Origin of the sequence: Eggerthella sp. 1_3_56FAA, assembly GCF_000185625.1 — a bacterium.
GTDB classification, from domain to species: domain Bacteria; phylum Actinomycetota; class Coriobacteriia; order Coriobacteriales; family Eggerthellaceae; genus Eggerthella; species Eggerthella lenta.
In genome coordinates this window covers 719,964-742,550 of record NZ_GL622580.1, presented here as the reverse complement: position 1 = coordinate 742,550, position 22,587 = coordinate 719,964, and the positions used below count along the sequence as shown (strand labels likewise).

The 22,587-nt window shown below is 64.5% G+C and carries 17 protein-coding genes; 6 read left to right on the top strand and 11 right to left on the bottom strand.

Going from position 1 to position 22,587, the window contains the following annotated elements; genetic code table 11:
• Nucleotides 1-138 precede the first annotated feature (138 nt).
• The 6 genes from HMPREF1023_RS08445 to HMPREF1023_RS08420 all read right to left on the bottom strand — a co-directional run bounded on the left by HMPREF1023_RS08445 (nucleotide 139) and on the right by HMPREF1023_RS08420 (nucleotide 7,530).
• Nucleotides 139-1,122, bottom strand: a complete 984-nt coding sequence (locus tag HMPREF1023_RS08445; RefSeq protein ID WP_035578742.1) for an ABC transporter permease — start codon at nucleotides 1,120-1,122, stop codon at nucleotides 139-141.
• Nucleotides 1,119-1,979 (bottom strand): ABC transporter permease, encoded by an 861-nt coding sequence (locus HMPREF1023_RS08440; RefSeq protein WP_009305801.1) that lies wholly within the window; start codon nucleotides 1,977-1,979, stop codon nucleotides 1,119-1,121. The genes HMPREF1023_RS08445 and HMPREF1023_RS08440 overlap by 4 nt, the downstream gene beginning before the upstream one ends.
• Entirely contained in the window at nucleotides 1,976-2,908 is a 933-nt protein-coding gene (phnC, locus tag HMPREF1023_RS08435) for a phosphonate ABC transporter ATP-binding protein (RefSeq protein WP_009305800.1), read from the bottom strand. The genes HMPREF1023_RS08440 and phnC overlap by 4 nt, the downstream gene beginning before the upstream one ends.
• Complete coding sequence (locus HMPREF1023_RS08430; protein ID WP_035578739.1) at nucleotides 2,908-4,008, bottom strand: phosphate/phosphite/phosphonate ABC transporter substrate-binding protein; 1,101 nt, start codon at nucleotides 4,006-4,008, stop codon at nucleotides 2,908-2,910. The genes phnC and HMPREF1023_RS08430 overlap by 1 nt, the downstream gene beginning before the upstream one ends.
• Before the next feature lie 534 nt (nucleotides 4,009-4,542).
• A complete protein-coding gene (locus tag HMPREF1023_RS08425) occupies nucleotides 4,543-5,670 on the bottom strand; it encodes an aldo/keto reductase (RefSeq protein ID WP_009305798.1) in 1,128 nt (375 codons plus the stop codon).
• Between the two features lie 984 nt (nucleotides 5,671-6,654).
• Nucleotides 6,655-7,530 carry a LysR family transcriptional regulator gene (locus HMPREF1023_RS08420; protein ID WP_009305797.1) on the bottom strand — a complete coding sequence of 292 codons (876 nt, stop codon included), beginning with the start codon at nucleotides 7,528-7,530 and terminating at the stop codon, nucleotides 6,655-6,657.
• A gap of 245 nt (nucleotides 7,531-7,775) precedes the next feature.
• Between HMPREF1023_RS08420 and HMPREF1023_RS08415 the strand changes: the two genes are divergently transcribed.
• Nucleotides 7,776-8,765 carry a TDT family transporter gene (locus HMPREF1023_RS08415; RefSeq protein WP_009305796.1) on the top strand — a complete coding sequence of 330 codons (990 nt, stop codon included), beginning with the start codon at nucleotides 7,776-7,778 and terminating at the stop codon, nucleotides 8,763-8,765.
• A gap of 113 nt (nucleotides 8,766-8,878) precedes the next feature.
• Here the strand turns inward: HMPREF1023_RS08415 and HMPREF1023_RS08410 are convergent, their stop codons facing one another.
• The 3 genes from HMPREF1023_RS08410 to mazG all read right to left on the bottom strand — a co-directional run bounded on the left by HMPREF1023_RS08410 (nucleotide 8,879) and on the right by mazG (nucleotide 15,157).
• Nucleotides 8,879-9,622 carry a GTP pyrophosphokinase family protein gene (locus tag HMPREF1023_RS08410; protein ID WP_009305795.1) on the bottom strand — a complete coding sequence of 248 codons (744 nt, stop codon included), beginning with the start codon at nucleotides 9,620-9,622 and terminating at the stop codon, nucleotides 8,879-8,881.
• Between the two features lie 227 nt (nucleotides 9,623-9,849).
• Nucleotides 9,850-13,902 carry an EAL domain-containing protein gene (locus tag HMPREF1023_RS15035; RefSeq protein WP_232228703.1) on the bottom strand — a complete coding sequence of 1,351 codons (4,053 nt, stop codon included), beginning with the start codon at nucleotides 13,900-13,902 and terminating at the stop codon, nucleotides 9,850-9,852.
• 283 nt (nucleotides 13,903-14,185) lie between these two features.
• A complete protein-coding gene (gene mazG / locus HMPREF1023_RS08400) occupies nucleotides 14,186-15,157 on the bottom strand; it encodes a nucleoside triphosphate pyrophosphohydrolase (RefSeq protein WP_009305793.1) in 972 nt (323 codons plus the stop codon).
• An 87-nt stretch (nucleotides 15,158-15,244) separates the two neighbouring features.
• Here mazG and HMPREF1023_RS08395 point away from each other — a divergent pair, with 87 nt between their 5' ends.
• Both HMPREF1023_RS08395 and HMPREF1023_RS08390 read left to right on the top strand, forming a co-directional pair.
• Nucleotides 15,245-15,703, top strand: a complete 459-nt coding sequence (locus tag HMPREF1023_RS08395; RefSeq protein ID WP_009305792.1) for a hypothetical protein — start codon at nucleotides 15,245-15,247, stop codon at nucleotides 15,701-15,703.
• A 323-nt stretch (nucleotides 15,704-16,026) separates the two neighbouring features.
• Nucleotides 16,027-16,929, top strand: coding sequence for a VIT1/CCC1 transporter family protein (locus tag HMPREF1023_RS08390; RefSeq protein WP_009305791.1), 903 nt, complete (start codon nucleotides 16,027-16,029; stop codon nucleotides 16,927-16,929).
• 227 nt (nucleotides 16,930-17,156) lie between these two features.
• On the opposite strand, the gene hcp is transcribed toward HMPREF1023_RS08390, so the two are convergent.
• The gene (gene hcp / locus HMPREF1023_RS08385; protein WP_009305790.1) at nucleotides 17,157-18,752 is read right to left on the bottom strand and encodes a hydroxylamine reductase; all 1,596 of its coding nucleotides are present in this window, start codon (nucleotides 18,750-18,752) and stop codon (nucleotides 17,157-17,159) included.
• 187 nt (nucleotides 18,753-18,939) lie between these two features.
• Here hcp and HMPREF1023_RS08380 point away from each other — a divergent pair, with 187 nt between their 5' ends.
• The 3 genes from HMPREF1023_RS08380 to HMPREF1023_RS08370 are packed head-to-tail and all read left to right on the top strand — an operon-like array spanning nucleotide 18,940 to nucleotide 21,106.
• Nucleotides 18,940-19,614 (top strand): Crp/Fnr family transcriptional regulator, encoded by a 675-nt coding sequence (locus tag HMPREF1023_RS08380; RefSeq protein WP_009305789.1) that lies wholly within the window; start codon nucleotides 18,940-18,942, stop codon nucleotides 19,612-19,614.
• Nucleotides 19,611-20,258, top strand: a complete 648-nt coding sequence (locus tag HMPREF1023_RS08375; protein ID WP_009305788.1) for a cysteine hydrolase family protein — start codon at nucleotides 19,611-19,613, stop codon at nucleotides 20,256-20,258. The genes HMPREF1023_RS08380 and HMPREF1023_RS08375 overlap by 4 nt, the downstream gene beginning before the upstream one ends.
• Entirely contained in the window at nucleotides 20,255-21,106 is an 852-nt protein-coding gene (locus HMPREF1023_RS08370; RefSeq protein WP_009305787.1) for an RNA methyltransferase, read from the top strand. Before HMPREF1023_RS08375 ends, HMPREF1023_RS08370 begins: the two co-directional genes overlap by 4 nt.
• 14 nt (nucleotides 21,107-21,120) lie before the next feature.
• On the opposite strand, the gene HMPREF1023_RS08365 is transcribed toward HMPREF1023_RS08370, so the two are convergent.
• Nucleotides 21,121-22,587: MDR family MFS transporter (locus tag HMPREF1023_RS08365; protein WP_050784816.1), on the bottom strand; the 1,467-nt coding region annotated here is incomplete at its 5' end.

Sequence of the window (22,587 nt, the reverse complement as noted above, 5' to 3'; positions counted from 1 at the left end):
ACATGCAAGAGGCCTGGGGGCTGCGGGGCCCGGGGTGGTGCCCACCAAGCGAGTTTCGCAGCGAAGCGAGGACTGTTTGAGCGACTGGGCATCGCCCCGGGCCCCGCAGCCCCCAGGCCCTCCCGCTCGCAAGACAAATCAGTGCTGCACGATGTAGCGCTTGCGCAGCTGCGTGGCCGCCACTTCCAGCACCACGGCCACCGCCAGGCACAAGTACACGATCAGCCCCACCTCGTGGATGTTGTAGTAGAAGCTACCGGCCAGGAACAGCTGGTAGCCAATGCCGCCCGCGCCCGCCACGGCGCCCACGGCCACGGCGTTGACGAAGTTGATCTCGAAGCGGATGAACGTCCACGACAGCATCTCGTTCACCTTTTCGGGCACCACGCCCTGGAACACTACCTGCCACCACGACGCACCGCTGGCGCGCAGCGCTTCCAGCACGCCGGCGTCCACTTCCTCGAAGCTTTCCGAGTACGCCTTCACCAGGTACGCCACGCTGTGGAACAAAAGGCCTGTGACAGCCGCCTCCGGCCCCAGGCCGATGGCCACCGAGAACACGAGCACCCACAAAATGGTGGGCACGGCGCGCGCCACGCTCATAAACACCTTGATGGCGTTGCTCATGCCCTTGCTGGACAGGTTGCAGGCCGCCAGCAAACCCAGCACGAACGCGATCACCGCGCCGATGAACGTGGTCAGAAGCGCCAGCGCCAGCGACACGAACAGACCTTCGATCACGTCGGGCAGCGTGAAGTGCCCGCCCAGCCCCGGCTGCGTCATCATGGTGACGAAGTCTTCCACGGCCGCGGCCATCGCTGCGGGAAACGACACTTTGCCGTAGTCCATCACCACAAGCGCGAACACGGTGATGGCTGCCAGCACGCTCAGCACAACGTACAGCGCCACGGTCGACTTGCTGGCCACATGCACCTTGACCTTCCCCGAGCGCGACGTGCGCGCGCCCATGCCACACAGGTCGTTCGTATCGCCATCGAGGGTTTCCGCAGCACCGGCGCCTATTCCGAGCGCGTCGGCCGAGGCGCCCTGCACGATGCCGACGTCCTCGGCGATGGCCGCCGCGTTCGCTTCGGCAGCCACTTTGTCGGCATTCGCCATCATATGACCTTCCTCCTCACGAAGTTCGAGGTTAGCTCGCAGGCGATGACCACGAGGACGATGGACAGGATGACCAGCCCGGCGATGTCGTAGCGGAAGCTTTTGTAATACACGTCGAACACAAATCCGATGCCCGTGCCTGTGAGCAGGCCGATGAGCGTGGCGTCGCGGATGTTCGTCTCGATCATGTACATGACCCAGCTGATCACCGACGTGATGCTCATGGGGACGACCGCCTGAGCCACGATCTGGCCGTAGGTCGCCCCGGAGGCGCGCAGAGCCTCCACGGGACCCGCGCTCATCTCGTCGATGCTCTCCAGAAAACAGCGCGTCAGGTAACCGAAGCTGGTGAGGAACAGCGCGAAGAACCCGGTGAACTCGCTCTGCTTGAACGAGAACAGCAGGATGAACGCCCAGGCCACCACCGGGATGTTGCGGAACAGCGACGCGACGGCCCGCACGATGAGGGGAAACGGCCCACCCACCCCCACCGATCGCGAGCCCAGCACCGCGCAGATATACGCCAGAACCGCCGCCGTGCAACTGGAGGCGATCGAGGCGAGAATCGTCGAACCCAAGGCGGGAAGGATGGTGTCCAGCTTCTGGAGGGAGGTAAGGGAAGGGACGAATTGCGTCGCCATCCAAACGAGCCCGCCCGGGACGTCGAGGATTGCCTGCATGAAATCGAAGCCGACATAGGTGCCCGACAGCGCGCCCAGCGCCACGAACACGAGCGCCATGCCGACGACGGCCGCCGTGCGCCGCAGAAAGAACGACGGGTCGTAGGCGCCGCGCGGCACCGCGCGCCTGCCGCGCAGACGCGAAAGGAAGCCGGCCGACTGCAGAACACGCTCGGTCATGCCGCCACCTCCGGCGAGGAGGAATCCTTCGCCTCCGCTTTTCCGAGTCTTTCTGGATCCGCCTCGCGCGTTCGAGAGCCCGATAGCTCGCCGACCTGCCGAACGCTTCGTTCGCCGAAGTCGCTTCCGGCTTCGGCTTCCTCGTTCGTGCCGTATATGTCGGCGATGGCGGCCTCGTCCAACAGGTGCGGCGCGCCGTCGAACACGACGCGGCCCTTCTTCAGCGCCACGATACGATCGGAGAATTCCATGGCGAAGTCAACTTGGTGCAAGTTAGCCAGGCACGCCACGCCCAGCTCGTCGGCCGCCCAACGCAGGTGCTCCATCACCGTGCGCGATGACTTCGGGTCGAGGCTGGCGATGGGCTCGTCGGCCAGCATGAGCAGCGGGTCCTGCACGAGCGCCCGGGCGATGCCTACGCGCTGCTTCTGTCCGCCGGACAGCTGGTCGGTGCGCGCGTACGCGAAGTCGGCCAGACCCACCTGGTCGAGAATCTCGAACGCACGGCGCTTCTCGTCCTCGCTGAACAGACCCAGCATGCCGGCGACGGCGGACTTGTAGCCCAAGCGCCCCTGCAGCACGTTCTCGATGGCGGTGGCACGGTACACCAGGTTGTAGTGCTGGAACACCATGGCGATGCGGCGACGCGTCTGGCGCAGCGCCCGTCCGCGCACATGCGTCACGTCGTCGCCGTCGAAGACGACGCTGCCCTGCGTGGGATCGATCAGGCGGTTCACACAGCGCAACAGCGTGGATTTGCCCGCGCCCGAGCAGCCGATGATGCTGACGAATTCGCCGCGCGCCACGGAAAGCGACACGTCGTCAAGAGCCTTCGACCACCCGTCGTAGCTTTTCGTTACGCCCTCAAGGAGGAGCAGCGGCTCGAGGCCCTGCCGCTCGACCGGAGATGTTCCCAGCACCTCGCTCATTACGCAGTCCCGCCCAGTTTGCGGATGGGCTCGTACCAGGCGTCGTCGGTCTTCACGAAGCAGGTCTTCTCGGAATCCTTCTCGAACAGACCCTTGGCGTTCTCGTCCTCGGGATCGATGAAGATGGCCTTGTCGTTGGCTACCTTGTCGGAGCAGAAGTAGTCGATGATCTTCGTGCGGTCGTCGTCGGAGATGGCTTCCTCGTTGAAGCAGATGGGCGAGTTCAGCACCGGCGTGATGGCGATGATGGTGAATTCCTTGCCGCGCACCGAGTCCACGGGAGCCTCGGCGTCGTCCTTGGCCTTGTACACCGCGCCGATGCTGTTGGCCTCGCCGGACACGAGGTCGAGGTACATATCCACGTCCACATCGTCGAACGCGGCCGCATCGGCATCGCCGGACAGCAGATTCACCAACGATCCCACATGCGAGTTGCCGAACAGCACTTCGCTGAAGAACTTGCCGCCTTCCAGCAGCTCGTCAGAGCTGTCGAGGCCGAACTCGGTGACGATGCCGCTCGACGGCACCTTGAAGCCCGAGGTGGACGTGGCGGACACGAACGAGAACGACTTGCCCTCGATGTTCTCGATGGAGAAGCTGCCGCCGTTTTTGTACTGGTCGGCGTCTTCTTTGCGCACGCAGATGCGGCTGTAGTAGCAGGCGCCGTCGAGGCCGCCGTCCTCGTCGCTGTTCGTGAAGGCGGCCAGCACCTTCGGGTTCTTCTTGTTGGCCTGCACGTAGCCCTCGGGGCCCAACAGCGCCATCTGCGCCTTGCCCGACGCGATGGACTCGATGGCCACGTTGTAGTCGGTGGTGGTCAGCAGATTCGCCTCGCGGCCGCATGCCGCCGTGATGGCCGCGCCGATGGCCTCGCGCGAGGAGGTGAGGTCGGCCGAGGAGTTGTCGGGCAGCCACACCATGGTGATGGGATCGGTGGAAGAGGCTGCGTCGCCGCCGGTGGAGGCCGAAGCCGTGTCCGCGCCCGCAGCCGCGCCGGAGCCGCCGGCCGTGCAGCCCGTCAAAGCGCCGAACATGCCCGCCATCGCCAGCGCCGCGCTGCCGGCCACGAACTGGCGCCTGCTCAAAAACCCTTCTGCCATAGTTGCGTTCCTCTCGTATCCCCGGCGCAATCGCCGGGATCGCATTCGTCTTCGGCACGAGTTGACCCTGCGGCCAACGTGCGAGAATCATCGTAAGAAAGGAAGGTAAGGACGAAGGAAGGCGCGCGTAAAGATGCCCCCAAGTTTGAGCAAAGGGGGCATCAGGAACGAGAAAGGTTCAGGTAAAGCGGCCGCGAACGAGCCGATGAGGGGAGCCGAAACGCAGGAGGACGGCGGCATCGACCGACCACGTTCGCCCTGCCTCGCTCGGGATGTTTCACGTGAAACATCCGTTCGCGCTTGCGAAGGAGCGGGCCTTTGGGTTAGGGCTGCGAGCTCGAGGTTCGCAGGGCTCAGGCACGCAGGGTCCGGGCTGCAGGCTCACAGGCTAGGGCTTGCGGCTTCGGGTTGGGGCTCGCGGGCTAGGGTTTGCGGCTTCGGGCTGGGCTCACGGGCTGCGAACCAGGGCTCGCGGCTCGCGGGCCGCGCGCTCGCGAACCTCGGGCTGCGGGCTTTGCCCGAGCGGGGCGGCGGCTATCCCTCGAAGTGCTCGGCCGCCACTTCCAGCTGATGGACGATGTCGATGCCTTGAGGGCACATCGCTTCGCAGGCGCCGCAGGCGATGCAGGACGAGGCAGGCCCAGGGGCGGCCTGCCACGAGTAAAGGCCCTTCGCGAAATCGCGGTTCTCGGTCATAAGCTCCAGGTTCAGCAGACCCAGGATGGTGGGTATCACCACGCCCTGCGGGCAGTCCTTCACGCAGTAGCGGCAGTTCGTGCACGGCACGCTGGCCATGCCGCGCAGCGTTTCGACGGCCGCGTCCAGCGCCTGCTGCTCCTCGGGCGAGAACGGGCGGTTCGCCTGGTAGTCGGCCACGTTCTGGCGCACCTGGTCCAGGTTCGACATGCCCGAGAGCACGGTGAGCACGTTCGGCTGGTTGCAGCAGAAGCGATACGCCCATGAGGCCAGGCTGGCGTCGGGGTTCGCCGCGCGCAGCACGTCGGCCACGCGCTGGGGCAGCTCCACCAGGCGGCCGCCGCGCGCGGGCTCCATGACGACCACGGGCACGCCGTGCTTCGCGGCCACCTCCATGCAGCGGCGCGCCTCCACCACCGGGTCGTCCCAGTCGAGGTAGTTCACCTGCAGCTGCACGAAGTCCATCTGCGGATGCGCCGTCAGCAGCGCGTCCAGCGCGTCGGCCCCGTCGTGCATGGAGAAGCCGACGTTCCTGATGAGGCCGCGCTCCTTCGCGTCCAGCGCGAAATCCCACATGCCGTACTCGTCGAACTTGGCCGTGCGCTCGCCGCCCACGTTGTGCAGCAGGTAGAAGTCCACGTAGTCCAGCCCCATGCGCTCCAGCGACGTGGCCAGGTTGCTTTTCGCCTCTTCGGCGCTGGGCGCGGCCCAGGCCAGGCACTTCGTGGCCACCGTGTACGCGTCGCGCGGGTAGCGCTTCACCAGCGCCTCTTTCAGCGCCTTCTCGGACGCGCCCTCGTGGTAGACGAACGCGGTGTCGAAGTACGTGCCGCCGCCTTCGATGAACGCGTCCACCATCTGCTTGAACTGCTCCAAGTCGATGCTCTGCTGGTCGGCGGGATCGGTCAGCGGCAGACGCATGCAGCCGAAGCCCAGCTTCGGCGTGGTTTCGAATTCCGGTCTCAACGATGCTCCTCTCGATGGGTTCGCCTATCATCATAGGGCTTCGAGCGGACTCCAAGTCAAGAGGGTTTTTTGGAGAAAGGATGCGAACGGATGTTTCACGTGAAACATCCCGGCTGACCGGGATGCGCACCGCCCCCACGAGCCGGGCAGGAACACTACGGCGGCCAAGGATCAGGATTGGGAACCCGCGCGCCAGTCCGAGAGGAGGTCGGGGAAGCCGCGCCAGTCGGGGGGCGCCAGTCGGAGGGGGGGGGATGCCAGTCGGGGGGCGGGTCGGCCAGCAACCCCGCAGGGTCCCCTTCATCGTAATCCCCCTAAGGCAGGAGCGAAAGAAAAGACCCAACAAAGGCTGGGTCTAACTGTAATGGGGCGCCAGCCGAGGGGGGGCCGGCCGCCGCGTTCGGCCCGAACGGGCTCGCGCCGGCATCGCCCGCAGAAGGCCGGGAAGCGGGGCGGCAGAGAATGCACGCTATGCACGATTATCGGGGCCTGCCGACGGAGGCGAGGAGGGAAACACCAGGTCGGAAGAAATAGCGAGGGAGAAGAATCGTGCATAGCGCGCATTCTCTTCCATGTGTAGGGAAACGATCCGTCGCAGGGCGCTCGCCGGCACGGGTCCCATCCTGCGCCCCTCTCCAACGCGTACGGATGTTTCACGTGAAACATCCCGGCTGACCGGGATGCGCGCCGTCCCACGAGCCGGGCGACGCAGGAGAACTGAACGGCGAGGCAGACCCGGGCAGCGGACTCGAACGCAGATCCCGCGGAATCGAGCGCAAAACGCGAACCCAGAGGAATTGGACGCGGGCGTGGGGAGCGGGGGTGCGGGTGGCCGGGGCGAACGCAGGGTGCGCGAGCGCGAGGAAGCGGGAGCGGGAGCGCGGGAGCGGGATCGAACGCGGAGGGCACGAGCACGGGCGCGAGAAGCGGAGCGCAGGAACAGCGGGTGAAGGAAGGACCGGCAAGCTTCGTCGAAGCCTTCGATCAGAGATCGGCGAACAGGTTCTGGAACTCTCGCTCGAAAACGCTGTTCTTCAGGCGGATGAATGCGATGTCATGCAGGATGGCGAGCCCCTCCAGATCGATGACTCGCAGCGTGCCGGCGGCCAGCTCGCGCGCCACAGCCGCCTCATACAGAAACGAAATTCCCAGATCGTGCTCCACGAGGATCTTGATGACGTCAAGGCTCTCCACCACGCTGGCCTGCGCGAAGCCGTCCACCGTAAGGTTCTGAGCCGCCAGCGCGTGTTCGAGCACCGCGCGCGTGCCCGACCCCGGTTCGCGCACGATGAGCCGCTCGTCGAACAGATCTTCCACGCGCACGGGCCGAGCGGCAAACTCATGATCGGCCGCGCACACGCACACCAGCCGTTCGGTGCGGAACACGTCCCACGCATACGCATTCTTGTCGAAAAAGCCCTCCACGAACGCGCAGTCTATTTCGCCTGCGTTCAACAACGCCAGCAACTCGCTCGTGCCGCCCGAGCGCACGGCGACATGCAGTTCAGGATGTCGCCTGAGGTAGTCGGCCAGCGGCGCAGCCACCAGGTACTCCCCTGCCGTCAGCGTCATGCCCAGCGACAGCTCCACGCGCGCGCCCGTGGCCGAGCTGCGCATCCGGTCGCGCAGCAGGCGCTCGTCGTGCGCCATCGTGGACAGCGCGTCGCGCAGCAGCGCGCCCGCGTCGGTGAGCTGCAGCTTCTTTTTGCGGTAGGCGAACAACGGCACGCCGTAATCGCGCTCGAGGTGCGCGATGTGCTGCGACACCGCCGGCTGCGTGATGTTCAGCTCCTCAGCGGCGCGCGTGTAGTTCATCGTTCGGCAAACGGTCAGAAACGTTTCGACACGGAAATCCAGCATTGCGACCTCTATCAGGACAAACAATAACCATAAGATATAGTAATCATAACATAAGTATTTAGAAGTTTTCTTTTTCGTAGGGGAATGGAAGAATGGGCAGCGACTCGCAAGTCCCGAGCCTTCCCAGGTCGCAGGCTTGCAAGCCGCAGACAGACCCCCGTGCGTGTTTCAGATGGAACATCGAGCGGGACCCCTCCATCGTGCGCATCAAGGAGTAAGATGCGCGACAGTAGAAAGGTAGCGCCGTGCGCGAGATCATCAGAAAAGTCCCCATACCCACCGCAGGCGTTGCGCTCGGTTTAGCCGCGCTGGGTAACTTGCTTCAGCCCTACACCGAGATCGTTCACATCGTCTGCGGCATCCTGTCGCTGGTGCTCATCGCCATGCTCGGCGCCAAGATCGCGCTGTTCCCCGATATGATTCGCGACGACCTGCATAACTCCATCATGGCCAGCGTCAGCGCCACCCTCTTCATGACGCTCATGCAGCTGGCCGGCTACCTGGCCCCCTTCGCGTACATTCCGGCATTTGCGCTATGGTCGGCGGCCGTTGTGGCGCACCTCGCGCTGATGGGCTGGTTCACCGCTCGCTTCATCTCGCACTTCAAACTGCATGAGGTGTTTCCAACCTACTTCATCTGCTACGTGGGCATCGTCGTAGCGTCCGTCACCTCTCCGACGTTCGGCATGGAGGCAGTGGGCCATCTGCTGTTCTGGTTCGGATTCGCCTGCTACGTCGTGCTTTTGGGCTTGGTGACGTACCGCTACATGAAGCACGAGATCCCCGAAAGCGCACGCCCGCTGTTCTGCATCTACACCGCTCCCATGAGCCTGTCCCTTGTAGGCTACTTGGCCACGGCTCCCCAGCCGAACCTCGTGTTCGTCCTGGCGATGCTGGTGTTGGCGCAAGTGCTGTTCGCCGTGGTGCTGTCGCGCCTCCCCGTTCTGCTGCGCCTTCGGTTCTACCCCAGCTACGCGGCCATGACGTTCCCCTTCGTCATCACGGCCACGGCGCTCGGCAAGGCGCTCGCGTTCTTCCAGGCTAACGGCCTTGCGGTACCCGAAGTGCTGAACGTCCTGTTCGCGGCCGAGGCGGCGGTGTCGGTGGTCATGGTGGGATACGTGTTCATCCATTACCTGCACTTCTTCTTCATGCGCATCGAAGAGCCGAAGAGCGCCGCCGTCATTCGCGAGAACAAGCAGACCGCCCGCTTCTCGGAGTATTTCGAGAACTAGAGCAAGAAAGAGGCAGGCCGAAAAGTCGGCTTGCCTCTTTCGGAAGATGCTGACGGAACCGCGCAGAAGGCGCGCGGGTGCGGGCCATCAGCCCATGCAGCTGGCTCCGGCCGCTAATCTTCCATCTCCAACGCACGAGCGAGGATCTGCATGCGCGACTCCACGTCTTCGATGATGCGACTGCAATCCTTGAGCTCGTCGTAGGAGTCGATCCCCTGCACCTCGCTCACCGACTTGTACTTCAGATCGTGTTCCAAGCTGGCCCAGAAGTCCATGGCGATGGTGCGCAGCTGCACCTCGACGGGAATGAGTTCCTTCTTGTCAAGAAAGTACACGGGAATGCGTACGATAACGTGCAGGCTACGATAGCCGTTCGGCTTCGGATTGTTGATGTAATCTTTGATCTCGACGATCTCCAGGTCATCCTGTTTTTGCAGCAGCTCCAGCAGGTTGTACACGTCGTGGATGTACGAGCAGATCACGCGCACGCCGGCCACGTCCATGATGTAGCGCTCGAGGTTCTCCAACGTGGGCTCTTTGCCGTAGCGCTCCAGCTTCTCGAAGATGCTGGCAGGCTTCTTTATGCGCGACTCCAGATGATGGATGGGGTTGCGGTGCTTCTTGAGATTGAGATCCTGGTCGAGGATCTCGAAGCGCACCATCATCTCGCGCATGGCAGCTTGGTACTTCTGGATGATCTCGCGGGTTTTCACCTCGGCGTCACGAAGACGCTGCAGATCGTCCAGGGGGCTGCGCAGGTCGTCGGTCAACAAAAAGGGAAAGCGGCTGGCCCCCTCGCCTCTCTGCGCCTCGACTGCAAGTCGACGATCGGACGGCTGCTGCGATGCGTCTGCCATAACGAATACTCCTTCAAGCACGGCTCTACCGATCCCATGATAGCCGAGCCGTCACGTCAACGGCGTTCCGGCCGCCGAATCCCGCGCAATCATCAGATGCGCCAGGCGGAGAGGGCTGACGGCGCGCCGGATCCTTCGACTCCGGCGGCTCCGCCGCCTGCGCTCAGGATGGCAAGGGGATCAGCGATTGGCGCTTGCGATCGGAATGACGGAAGTCGCAAAAGACCCTAGCGGCCGTGGACGCAGATGCGGTTCTTCCCCGAACGCTTCGCCCGATACAGCGCCTCGTCGGCCTTCACGAACACGTCGCGGTACGCCAGGTCATCGTCTTCCGGCACATACACGCCCATGCTGACCGACAGGGCTTTTCCCTGCGAGCCGACCTTCACGGCTGCAAGCTGGCGCTTGACCTGTTCCAGCTTGTCCAGTGCCACTTCGAGATCGATGTTTTTCAGCAGCAGCAGGAACTCGTCGCCGCCCACGCGACCCAGCACGTCGCTTTCGCGGAAGCTCGATCTCAGCACCTTGCCCACCTCATGCAGCAACGTATCGCCCTCAATGTGACCGTACGTGTCGTTCACCTGCTTGAAGTCGTCGATATCGAGCGCGACGCACACGCTGTGCCGCCGCACCGATGCGTCGGCGAGCGCCGAGGCAACCAGATCCTGCGTGGCGGTATGGTTGCTCAACCCCGTCGTCGCGTCGTTTTCCGCACGGAACCGCAGATCGTGCTCGTCATCGATATTCTCTATCAACCCTACGAGATGCCACACGCCCGCGACGTCGTGGGCAACGAACAGATTGGCGCGGTACCAGGCGTAGCCCTTGCCGAAGTAGTCTGCCTGATACTCGGCGCTCACCTCGTTGGCGCCCGACCGTGCATGCTGGAACATCCTGCGCACGTCGTCCATGCTGCCAGGATGGATGATTTTGCCGCGAGTTTCCGAAAGCGTTTCCAAATAATGAGGGACAACCTGGGCTTCCATGCCCTTGCCCGTGCGATCCATGTACAAAAGCACCGTGTCGGAATCCGAATCGTAGTCGAAGCTCATCTTGTGCGTCATCTCGCTGAGCAGGCGGTAGCGCTCATTCTGCCAAGAGCGTTCACGCTGATCGCGCAGCTCCGCCGTCACGTCGCTGACCACTGCGTACAGAACCAGCTCGCCGTCAGGCTCGCGCGCTACGCGACCCTGGATCCGCACGTCAATCGCCTCTCCGTTATCGCGCACCGCACGAAGACCTACGTCCAATTCGTTCCCATCCGCGATGAATCCCTGGTCGACGCAACGCTGATCGAGCCGCTTCACCTCTTCGCTCAGCTCAAGCGGTGCATCCCAATCGGGATTCTCGGGCGCACCCGGAAGCCCGTCGCCGAACATGGTGCTCAGTCGGTCGTTGGCATAGCGCAGCCGCACCTCGCCATCGCGCTTCGCGAACACGCCCACGCCCACCGGCAGCTTGCCCATGGTGTCCAGCACGCGCATCATGATCCTGCGATCCTCGTTCGACACGTGTTCCGTCACGTCCTTGCTGCAGCACAGCACGGCCGACTCCGACACTCGCAGCAGAATGCTCTGGTACCAGCAGCTCCTATCTTCGAACGCCATTCGGTAGGTGCAGGCGATAGGGCTGGCGCCGTCGTCTGCAAGGCATTCGTCTATCGCGGCACGTAGGCGCAAGCGATCGTCCGGCTCGGGCAGATGGTCGGTCCAGAACTTGAGCGCCTCTTCCATGGGCATGGTTCTGTCGGCGAGCGTCCTGCCCGACGAGTACAGCGAGCGGTACGTCTTGTTCTCGCCATCGAACTCGACGATCTCGTCGTACACCGAGCACAACACCATCGAATAACGGTGTATATCCTGTTCGTAGCGCTTCTGCTGGCGGTCGGACACATCCAGGAACGCGCTTTGGACGACGGTCCTGCCGTCGATATCGCGCTCCAGCGCCGACGTGCCCTCGATCCATCCCATCGAGCCGTCGCTTCGCACGAAACGATACGTGAAGCCGATGGGCGCCGCCCCGGCCTTGAGCGCCGCAACCGTCTTGGCATGCAGCTCATCGTCGTCATCGTGGATGGGTACGATCTTACCGCCCGCCGTCCCAGCACGATATGCAGCGAAATCGGCGTACCCGAATATCTCGCATCCCGTACGGTTGACGAATAGCACGCGGGGCTCGTCGTCCACCGTATAGCGCACGATGCCGCACGGAACGGAATCGCTCAACCGGCACTGCAGCTCGCTTTGCGCCTTGAGGCGTTGCTCATTCTCCTTCTCGTTCGTCACGTCGATGAGCACGGCCACCACGTACAGCGCCGTCTCGTCTCGATACATCGTCGACGCTGAAAGATGCAGCCACGCCACCTTGCCGTCGCCGCGCAGAACGCGCATAGTGCACGACGACCGCGACGCACCCGCATCCAGTTCGGCAGCCACCGCTTCGACGCGTGCGCGATCTTCCGGATGCACCACCGCAAGCGCGTCGTCCAACGTGCGGGCCTGGTATTCCTCGCGAGTGTAGCCGATCATATCGGCAGCGGCATCGCTGAAATCCAACAGACGAATGCGATCCGCCACCTCGTAGAACGCCAGACCGCCCGGAATGGTGTCGCGCGTGGCAGCCAGCCGATCGCGCAAAGCCTGCTCCTGAGTGGTTTCCTCGGCAAGCAAATAGAGGTTGCTGAGATTGCCCGCGCGCGAGAGCAGACGGATGCGGACACGGATCCAACGCCCTCGTCCGCCGCTGCGGAAACGCAGCTCGCTCTCGGAGTCGCCGCGATCGCGCACCGCGCGCAAAATAGCCTCATGCAGCGCGGCACGATCCTCGTCCAACAGCTGCGTCAGCAGGTCCTTGCGTATCCTCTCCGCCGCGTCCAAATCATCGAGCATGCCGAACAGCTCAGCGAACTGATGGTTCGCACGCGCGATCTCCAACGTTCGGTTGTCGTATTCGGCGATGGCGGCGGCGCCCACGTAGCTGTTGAAAAAATGGGTTACCGGGGAATCCGCGTTCCAAAACTCGGATGCATCATCCTGCAGATTCTCAATGATCGGCCGCTTGACGGACTCTCGACCGCCGTCCATCAACATGCGCTCGAACGTCTCGCGATCTACCGGACGCGAGAACAGATAGCCCTGCATGTACTCGCACCCTATGCTGGCCAGGTATGCTGCCTGCTTCTGGGTTTCCACTCCCTCGGCGATGACGGGCAGGTTCAGCCAGCGCGCCATGCGCACGATGGAGGCGAGGATGAGGCCGCCGCGCGAGCTCTCGTGCGCATCGAGGAAGCCCATGTCCAGCTTCAACACGTCCACAGGCACGTCTTTCAGCGTGTTCAGCGACGAGTATCCGCTGCCGAAGTCGTCCATCTCCACGGTGAAGCCGGCGCGGCGCAGTTCCATGACGGCTCCAACCAGCTGGTCAGGCGATTCCATGTACGCGCTTTCGGTGATCTCGAGGTTCAGCAGGCTGGGCGGCACATCGTAGCGCTCCACGAGCCCCTTGAGATACGAGCACAGGTCGGATCGATAGATGTCGGCGCGCGACAGGTTCACCGACAGATGCGGCACGGCGTCGCGACCGTGCGCGTCGATCCACGCGCGCAGGCAGCGGCACGCCTGATCCCACATATAGTAATCGAAGCGGGAGATGAGGCCGTTGCGCTCGAACACGGGAATGAACTCGGCGGGACCCAGCAGACCACGCTTGGGATGCTTCCAGCGCGCGAGCACTTCGGCGCCGATCATACGGCCGGTCGCATAGCAGTACTGAGGCTGGAAGAACGGCACGAACTGCCCCCGGTCGAGCGCGGTAGTCATCTCGCCCGCCAGCTGCTGCTCCTTCAGCAGCGACGCACGCAGCGTCTCGTCGTACAGCACATAGCGGCTGCCCGCAGAACCGCTCTTCGCGGCGCGCAGCGCCAAGAGCGCACGGTCGCACATGAGGTTGACGTCCAGCTCGGGATCGTCGATGGAATACACCCCCATGCGAACGAAGAAGGTGAAGTCCTGACGATAGGCAGCGAACCAGTCGTTGAACACGGCGAGCATGCGATCGGCGTCGAACAGAGAACGCGGGAAGCAGCCGATGAAATGATCGGCGCGCAACCGAGCCGCCGCCGCATTGCTCGGCAGATTGCGGCGGATCATCTCGCCGATATCAGCGAGCAGGCTATCGCCCGCCGAAGTGCCGAACAGATCGTTATACGCCTTGAAGCGATCGATGTCGCCGTACACAAGAACATACGCCTCATCGGGATGGGCGTCGATCAATGCGCGCACGCGCACGTTGAATCCGCTGCGGTTTAGAAGACCCGAGAGGGCGTCGTGCTCAGAAGGCCCGAATGAGCCCCCCCCCCGTCGGTTTTTTCTTCCTCCAGCGAGTCTTTTTCGATTCCAAATTCCCATGCAGGACGCATCGCCCCCCTCGCCTTCTTGGTAGGATGTATGACGATGGGGATACAGTTTAGCGCTTTACGCCCACCTGCGCCATCAAATGTGCCAAAGGGTTGAAGCGGAGACCCGAACGAAGCGGTGCGGGCGCCCAGGACGACAGGAGGCGACCCTACGATCGCTCGCGCTTCTTCGCCTCGTTCCACAGGGTTTCGCGCTCTTCGCTGGAGAGGTCTTCGATGGTTCGACCCTGCTGCCAGGCGGCTTGCTCCATCCAGGCCCATCGGTCGCGGAACTTGCGGCAGGTGGAGCGCAGCGCACCTTCTGCGTCCACGCCCATGCGGCGGCCCACGTTCACCAGCGAGAACAGCACGTCGCCGAGCTCGTCCTCGACGGCGGCGACGGCCGCCTCGGCCGCGGCGGGGTCGACGGCCGCGCCTGCGGAAGCGGCCGCGGCGTCCACCTTGCCGTTCGCCGCCTTGGGCGCGACGGCGTAGGCTTCTTGCAGCTCGGCGATTTCCTCGCGCACTTTCTCCCACACGCCGTCAAGCGAGTCCCACTCGAACCCGGCGGCCGCGGCCTTGCGAGATATCTTCTGCGCCTGCATGAGCGCGGGGAAGCTGGTGGGCACGCCGTCCAGCAGGCCTTCGCGCCGCTCGCCCGCACCGTCGGCCGCCTCGTCGGCGGCGCCCTTCTCCGCCATCTTCACCCGTTCCCACAGATCCAGCACGTCCCCGGCGTTGGCGGCTTGCGCCTCGCCGAACACGTGAGGATGGCGGCGGACCATCTTCTCGTTCACGTCGGCGCACACGTCGTTGATGTCGAACTCGCCGGCATCGGAAGCTATCTGGCTTTGCAACACCACCTGCAGCAGCACGTCGCCCAGCTCCTCGCGCAGGTGCGCGACATCGGCGGCTTCGATGGCGTCCACCGCCTCGTATGCCTCTTCGATCATGTTGTGCGCGATGCTCTGGTGCGTCTGCGTGCGATCCCACGGGCATCCGTCCGGCGCGCGCAGCGCGGCGATGGTGGCGACGAACTGGTCGAACGACGGATGGCTGCAGGGGTTGGCCGCAAGCTGGCTTGCGAGGGGCGCGGCAGGAGACGGGGATGCGATGGGCGGCGTGGGTTCGGAGGCAGTCATGGAGATCCTTTCTTCGGTTGCTCAACAGCAGTATACCGCCGCGCGAGGGGCGTGGTATGCTGCACGACAATGCGAAAGGATATCGGTATGAACCAACCCGCCGACACGAACGACCTGCCCGTGCGCGTACGCCGCGCCGCGTGGCTGGCGCGCGCAGCGTTTCTGCTGGTGTTTGCCATCAACGTGCAGTGCGCGGCGTCGTTCGTGCTTTGGCCCGATGCCTACGCACCGTCGTTCGAGGTGGCGGGCGTGCCGGGCGCCGCGGCCGTGCAGGGCCTCGGCATCGCGTTCCTCATGTGGAACGCCACCTACCCCGCCGTCATCGCCAGCCCGCTGCGCTTCCGCGCCGTGGCCGTCATCGTGCTGGTGCAGCAGGCCATCGGCCTTGCCGGCGAATCGTGGCTGCGCTTCGGGCTGCCCGCCGGCCACGCCGCGCTTTCCGCCAGCATCGAGCGCTTCATCCTGTTCGACGCCGCAGGCCTCGTGCTGATGGCGGCCGCCTTCGGGTGGCTGCTCTGGGTGAAGCGTGCAACGCCCCAGACCTGAGAGCGTGCAACGCCCCGGGCTCGAAATGGCAAAAAGATGCCGAATTCGGAAACCATCGCGCCCCTCAGGAGGGCACGGCATGCCTGTATCCATGAAGGGCACTTCGATGACCAGGTATTACGAGAAAGAGCGTTTTTCGCAGCGCCTGCGGCACGCTCCGAAACTTCCGAATTCGAGCCTTTTTCGCCACCGGCGGCACCATCGGATGCACGGGATCGGACACGGAGCGAGAAAGATGCGGCGCAACCGGAAAACAGCAGCCACGACATAGCAAAATCGGATATGCTGGCAGCCGAACCGAAAAAGAAACAGCGAGGAGCATCATGATCGATACCGCACCCGCCCCGACCGCGCAGCTCTCCCCCGAAGCGCTCGCACAGGTTCGCATCTTCCAGCAGAACGAGGTGACCGAATCCGAAGTGTACCGGCGCATCGCGGCCGGCACCAAGGACGAGAGCAACCGCGCCGCGTTGCTGCGCATCGCCGACGAGGAGGCGAAGCACGCCGCCATCTGGCAGCGCTACACTGGCGAGGCGATGAAGCCCCAGCGCGGCAAGGTGCTGCGATTCTCCCTTATCGCGCGCGTGTTCGGCTTCACGTTCGCCGTCAAGCTGATGGAGCGGGGCGAGGAGAAGGCCCAGATCTCGTACGAGGAGCTGGCGAAAGAAGCGCCCGAGGCGCTGGGCATCCGCGCCGACGAGGAATCGCACGAGCAGGCGCTGCTGGCGATGCTGGACGAGGAGCGCCTGTCGTACGTGGGCAGCATGGTGCTGGGCATGAACGACGCCATGGTGGAGATGACCGGTACGCTGGCGGGTCTGACGCTGGCTATGCAGAACACGCGTCTCATCGCGCTTTCGGGTCTGATCACCGGCATCGCAGCCACCCTGTCGATGGCGTCGAGCGAGTACCTGTCGTCGAAGAGCGAGGGGCGTCCCGACGCGCTGAAGTCGGCTTCGTACACGGGCGTCGCCTACCTCGTGACGGTAGCGCTGCTGATTCTGCCGTACCTGCTGTTCGACGAGTCGCACTACCTGTGGGCCATGGGTACCATGGTAGTCATCGTGCTGCTGATACTCGTGGTGTTCAACTACTATCTCTCGGTGGCGCAGGATCTTCCGTTCAAGAAACGATTCGGCCAGATGGCCGGCATCAGCCTGGGCGTGGCGGCGCTGTCGTTCGTCATCGGCATCCTGGTGAAGCAGTTCCTGGGCGTGGATATCTAAGTGGCGCGAAAAGGGACAGTCCCCTTTCGCGCCATTCGTGAGCGTATCGAAGGCGTGTCAAATCACCCGTCCCTTTGACACGCTTTGACGCGCTTGGTACAGCTCCGCTTTGAAACGTTCCGAAGTTTTCTCAAACCAATTGAGAAAACTTCGGAATACCCGCCGGATTCTCAACTCAATTTCGTTTTTAGCACCTCGCTTCGCTCCTTCGCACGCATGGTCGGGAGCTACGCCAAAATCGCCTTCAAGTCCTCCTCCGGCGTGGTGATGGGGCGGACGTCGAACTCGCGCACCAGCACATCCAACACGCCGGGCGACACGAATGCGGGCAGAGTCGGACCCAGGTAGATTCCGCGAATCCCCAGATGCAACAGCGTCAGCAGGATGGACACGGCCTTCTGCTCGTACCACGACAGCACCAGCGTCAGCGGCAGGTCGTTCACGCCGCAGTCGAACGCCTCGGCCAGCGCCACGGCCACGCGGATGGCGCCGTACGCGTCGTTGCACTGACCCATGTCCATGATGCGCGGCAGACCGCCGATAGTGCCCAAGTCCAGGTCGTTGAAGCGGAACTTGCCGCACGCCAGCGTCAGGATGATGCTGTCGTCGGGAGCCTGCTGCACGAAGTCGCGGAAGTAGCTGCGGCCCGGACGCGCACCGTCGCAGCCGCCCACAAGGAAGAAACGGCTGATGGCGCCTTGCTTCACCGCGTCGACCACGGTGTCGGCCACGCCGAGGACGGCGCTGTGGCCGAAGCCCGTGGTGAACGTGCCGGTCGTATCGGTTGCAGCCGCATAACCGCCCAGCTCCAGCGCACGCTGGATGAGCGGCTCGAAGTCTTTCCCGCCGTCGGGCGCAGCCTCAACGTGCATCATGCCGGGGTACGCCACAGGACCGGTGGTGAACACGCGGTCGGCGTAGGAGGCCGCCGGCGGCATGAGGCAGTTCGTGGTGAACAGGACGGGCGCGGGCAGGTCGGCGAACTCGACGCGCTGGCTCTGCCATGCGGTTCCCACATTGCCCTTGAGGTGGGCATAGCGCTTCAACTCGGGATACGCGTGCGCGGGAAGCAGCTCGCCGTGCGTGTAGACGTTCACGCCGCGGCCTTCCGTCTGATCGAGCAGCAGCTTGAGGTCGTGCAGGTCGTGACCAGAGACCACGATGAAGGGGCCGGCTTCCACCGCGCGCGTCACCGTGGTGGGCTCCGGCGTGCCGAACGTCTCGGTGTTCGCCCGATCGAGCAACTCCATACAGCGCAGGTTCACCTCGCCCACCTTGAGCGACAGCGGCAGCAACACGTCGGCGTCGGCCTCGTCGTCGGCCAGCGCGGCCAAGCCTTCATGCAGGAAGGACGACACCGCGTCGTCGCGATAGCCCAGCGCCGCTGCATGATAGGCGTAGGCCGCCAGCCCGCGCAGACCGAACAGCACCAGCGACTTGAGCGAACGCGCGTCCTCGGGTGCGTTCCACAGCATGGCCAGATCGTAGTCGGGCGCAGCCCCCACCTGCGCCGACGCTGCAACGGAATCGCGCTCGGCATGGACGCGCGCGAGGAGGTCGGCCAAGGCCGCATCGTCGAAATCAACGTTCGTCAGCGTAGCGAACAAACCTTCCATCGCAAGATCGTCCGCCGTTCGCCGCGCGTCCCCGTTCATCCCCGCAGCACGTACGGTTCGCGCCAGAGCAACGAGCGCGCCCGTCACCTCGTCCTGCAAAACAGCCGTGCTCGCCTGCTTGCCGCACACGCCGGTCGCCCCGGTGCAGCCAGTACATCCAGCCGTCTGCTCGCATTGGAAGCAGAACATCGTCGCCGTATCGCCCATGTCTCGTCCTCTCTTGCGCCTGCGCTCAAACCCCGCCAGAGCGGCGCGAAAGGGGACTGCCCCCCTTCGCGCCGCATGCCGTTCACGGTGCAGTGCGCAGCGCTCGGTCATCGCTTGCTTGCCTGATGACGCTTACCCTACGATACTGGTTCAAGCATTTCCGTTGTATTTACAACAAAGGAGCCCTATGGAACACCACCTGCCCCTCATCGGCCGATCGCCCCTGTTCGCGAACATCGACGCCGCCGACCTCGCGCCCATGCTGCAGTGCCTGGGCGCGCGGAAGCGCACATTCCCCAAAGGCTCCTACCTCTTCCGCGTGGGCGACCGCACCACGGCGATGGGTATCATGCTGGAAGGCTCGGTACGGCTGGAGAAGGAGGACTACTGGGGCAACCGCAGCATCCTCGCATCGTTCGGACCGGGCCAATCGTTCGCCGAAGTGTATGCCTGCGAGCCCGACCTGGCCTTCGACATCAACGTGGTGGCAGCCGAAGACGCGACCGTGCTGTTCCTGGACATCGGGCGCGTGACCACCATGTGCCCGTCGTCGTGCGCGTTCCACGCCCGGCTCATCCGCAACCTGCTGGGCATCGTGGCGAAGCGCACCCACGCGCTGACGCGCAAAATCGAGCACACCACGAAGCGCACGACGCGCGCCAAGCTGCTGTCGTACCTCTCCGACCAGGCGGAAGCCGCGCACGCCAGCCGCTTCGTCATCCCGTTCGACCGCCAGGAGCTGGCCGACTACCTGTCGGTGGACCGCAGTGCCATGTGCGCCGAGCTGTCGCGGATGAAAAGGGACGGCCTCATCGACTACAATAGGAACCAGTTCGAGATCGTGCGAAGGAGCGCCCTATGATCGACCCGCGCAAAGCAGCCCTCATCATCATCGACATGCAACACGGGTTCCTCGACTCCTCGTCGGCGCTATGCGTGGCGGGAGCCGCAGCCACCGTGCCCGCCTGCACGCGAGCGCTCAACCGAGCGCGCGAGCTGGGAATGCCCGTGTTCCACGCCATCCGCGAGTACGCTGCCGACGGCTCGGATGTGGAAGCCGCGCGGCATCGCGGCTGGGTGGAAGGCGGCAAGCCCGTGTCGCGCGCCTGCGCCAGCCCGCGCACGCTGGACGAGTACGAACCGCTGGCGCCGCAGCCGGGCGACCGCGTGATCGCGAAGCCGCGTTTCTCCGCGTTCTTCGCCACGCAGCTGGACCTGGTGCTTCGCCGCCTGGGCGTGGGCACCGTCGTGCTCATCGGCACCACCACGCCGAACTGCATCCGCACCACCTGCTACGACGCGCTGTCGCTCGACTACAATGTGGTGCTGCTGGAAGACTGCACGTCGTCGCGCACGCCGGAGGTGCAGGCGGCGAACATCGAGGACATGGCCTTCATCGGCGCCCACATCATGACCTGCGACGAATTCTGCGAACGCGGTCTGGCGAACGTCGCAGACGTGGCGGGCGGAGTGCGCGAGGCATGCTTCGAGGAGGCAGCCCGATGATCGAGAACGTGGAAACGCTGGACGATCCGCGGCTGGATGCGTTCGCGCGGCTGACCGAGGCGCAGCTGCGCAGCAAGCTGGAGCCGGAGAAAGCGCTGTTCATCGCCGAGTCGGGCAAGGTGATTGAGCGCGCGCTGGCGGCTGGCATGGAGCCTCTGTCGCTGCTCATGGAAGCGAAATGGCTGCCCGCGATGCAGCCGATCATCGACGAGATCTCCGCGCGCTGGGGCGACGGCGTCCCCGTGTTCGTCGCACCGCACGACGAGTTGACGAAGCTCACCGGGTTCGAGCTGACGCGCGGCGCGCTGGGAGCGTTCCGCCGCCCGCAGCTGCCCAGCGTGGCCGATATCGTACGCGGAGCGCGGCGCATCACGGTGCTGGAAGACATCACGAACCACACGAACGTCGGCGCCATCTTCCGCTCGGCCGCAGCCCTCGGCATCGACGCCGTGCTGGTGACGCCCGCCTGCTACGATCCGCTGTACCGGCGCGCCGTGCGCGTGTCGATGGGCACGGTGTTCCAAGTGCCGTGGACGCGCATCGGCGAAGAGGCCGGCGCGGGCGCGACGGGCACGGGCGGCTGGGCGCCCGACGGCGTGCCGCTGCTGCATGAGCTGGGCTTCAAGACCGCAGCCTTCGCGTTGACGGACGACTCGGTGCCGCTGGACGATCCCGCCCTCAACGCCGAGGAGCGCCTGGCGCTGGTGTTCGGCACCGAGGGCGACGGCCTCGCGCACGACACCATCGCCCGCTGCGACTACACCGTGCGCATCCCCATGGCCTGCGGGGTGGACTCGCTCAACGTGGCCGCCGCCAGCGCCGTAGCCTTCTGGCAGCTGCGCCGGTAGGTTGATGTCTCGCTCTACACCGTGTCGCCAGGGTGGCCGGTGTGGTTCACCTTCGTGGCCAACGGGTGCTCCTTGAGCGTGAGCATCAGCACGAAGCCCACCACTAGCAACGGCACCACGTACAGGAAGATAGGCACGAGCGCGTCGCTGTACGCCGAGGTGATGATGGCGCGCGTGCCGCTGTCGAGGTGCTGCACGAAATCGGGCGTGATGCGGTTCATGTTGATGTTGTCCACGTGCGGCAGCTTGGCGGCCAAGTCGGCAGTCAGGCGCGACGTGAACAGCGCGCCCACCAGCGACGCGCCCAGCGTGGAGCCGATCTGCCGGAAGAAGTTGTTCGCCGCCGTCGCCGTGCCCACGATGGCGTGCGGGAACTCGTTCTGCACGATGAGCACGAGGATCTGCTGGCCCAGACCGATGCCGAAGCCCAGCACGAACAGGAACACGCCCGTCACCACCAGCGGCGTGCCCACGGTCAGCTGCGACAGCAGCACGAACCCCACGGCCGTCACGGCGCACGACGCGATGGGCATCCACTTGTAGCGGCCCGTTTTCGTGGCGAGGAAGCCCGTGCCCACCGCCGTGATCAGCACGCCCGCCATCATCGGCACCGTCATGAGACCCGCCTGCTCGGGCGCCAGCCCCTCGACGATCTGGAAGTACGTGGGCAGGTACGATATGGTTCCCATCATGCCCAGCATGATGAACATTCCGGTGACCGTGCACACCACGAAGTTGCGGTTCTTGAACAGCAGCATGGGGATGATGGGCTCCTTCGCCTTGCGTTCCACCAGTACGAACGCAACCGCCGCCACGAAGAACAGCGCGAACAGCGCGAATATCTGCGGCGAGATCCACGGAAACAGCGTGCCGCCCCACGCCGTGGCCAGCACCAGCGACGACACCGACACGGCCATGGCCATCATGCCGCCGATGTCGATAGGCGGGCGGTCGTCGCGCCGCACGGGCTTCGTCAGGAAGAACGCCACGGCCGCGATGGCCAGCAGCGCCAGCGGGATGTTGAACGCGAACAGCCAGCGCCACCCCGTCACCTGCACGAACCAGCCGCCCAACAGCGGCCCCACCACCGTGGACACCGCGAACACCGAGCCCATGAGGCCCATGTACTTCCCTCGCTGACGCGGCGGGATGATGTCGGCGATGGTAGCTTGCGCCAGGATGATAAGGCCGCCTCCGCCGAGCCCCTCCACGGCGCGGCCCGCGATGAGGCCGTCCATGCTGGGCGCGAGCCCGCACGTGGCCGACCCCACGATGAAGATGGACAGCGCGATGATGAACAGGTATTTGCGGCCGAACAGGTCGCCCAGCTTGCCGTAGATTGGCATCATGACGGTGGACGCCAGGATGTACGCCGTGGTCACCCACTGCATATGGTCGACGCCGCCCAGATCGCCCACGATGGTGGGAAGCGCGGTGGCCGTCACCGTCTCGGACAGCGTGCTGACGAACATGGCCAGCAG

What these genes read in the sequence shown, in the direction of transcription:
- HMPREF1023_RS08445 (WP_035578742.1), bottom strand. Translation starts at nt 1,122, where the DNA reads ATGATGGCGAATGCCGACAAAGTGGCTGCCGAAGCGAACGCGGCGGCC.
- HMPREF1023_RS08440 (WP_009305801.1), bottom strand. Translation starts at nt 1,979, where the DNA reads ATGACCGAGCGTGTTCTGCAGTCGGCCGGCTTCCTTTCGCGTCTGCGC.
- phnC (WP_009305800.1), bottom strand. Translation starts at nt 2,908, where the DNA reads ATGAGCGAGGTGCTGGGAACATCTCCGGTCGAGCGGCAGGGCCTCGAG.
- HMPREF1023_RS08430 (WP_035578739.1), bottom strand. Translation starts at nt 4,008, where the DNA reads ATGGCAGAAGGGTTTTTGAGCAGGCGCCAGTTCGTGGCCGGCAGCGCG.
- HMPREF1023_RS08420 (WP_009305797.1), bottom strand. Translation starts at nt 7,530, where the DNA reads ATGCTGGATTTCCGTGTCGAAACGTTTCTGACCGTTTGCCGAACGATG.
- HMPREF1023_RS08410 (WP_009305795.1), bottom strand. Translation starts at nt 9,622, where the DNA reads ATGGCAGACGCATCGCAGCAGCCGTCCGATCGTCGACTTGCAGTCGAG.
- mazG (WP_009305793.1), bottom strand. Translation starts at nt 15,157, where the DNA reads ATGACTGCCTCCGAACCCACGCCGCCCATCGCATCCCCGTCTCCTGCC.
- HMPREF1023_RS08395 (WP_009305792.1), top strand. Translation starts at nt 15,245, where the DNA reads ATGAACCAACCCGCCGACACGAACGACCTGCCCGTGCGCGTACGCCGC.
- HMPREF1023_RS08390 (WP_009305791.1), top strand. Translation starts at nt 16,027, where the DNA reads ATGATCGATACCGCACCCGCCCCGACCGCGCAGCTCTCCCCCGAAGCG.
- hcp (WP_009305790.1), bottom strand. Translation starts at nt 18,752, where the DNA reads ATGGGCGATACGGCGACGATGTTCTGCTTCCAATGCGAGCAGACGGCT.
- HMPREF1023_RS08380 (WP_009305789.1), top strand. Translation starts at nt 18,940, where the DNA reads ATGGAACACCACCTGCCCCTCATCGGCCGATCGCCCCTGTTCGCGAAC.
- HMPREF1023_RS08375 (WP_009305788.1), top strand. Translation starts at nt 19,611, where the DNA reads ATGATCGACCCGCGCAAAGCAGCCCTCATCATCATCGACATGCAACAC.
- HMPREF1023_RS08370 (WP_009305787.1), top strand. Translation starts at nt 20,255, where the DNA reads ATGATCGAGAACGTGGAAACGCTGGACGATCCGCGGCTGGATGCGTTC.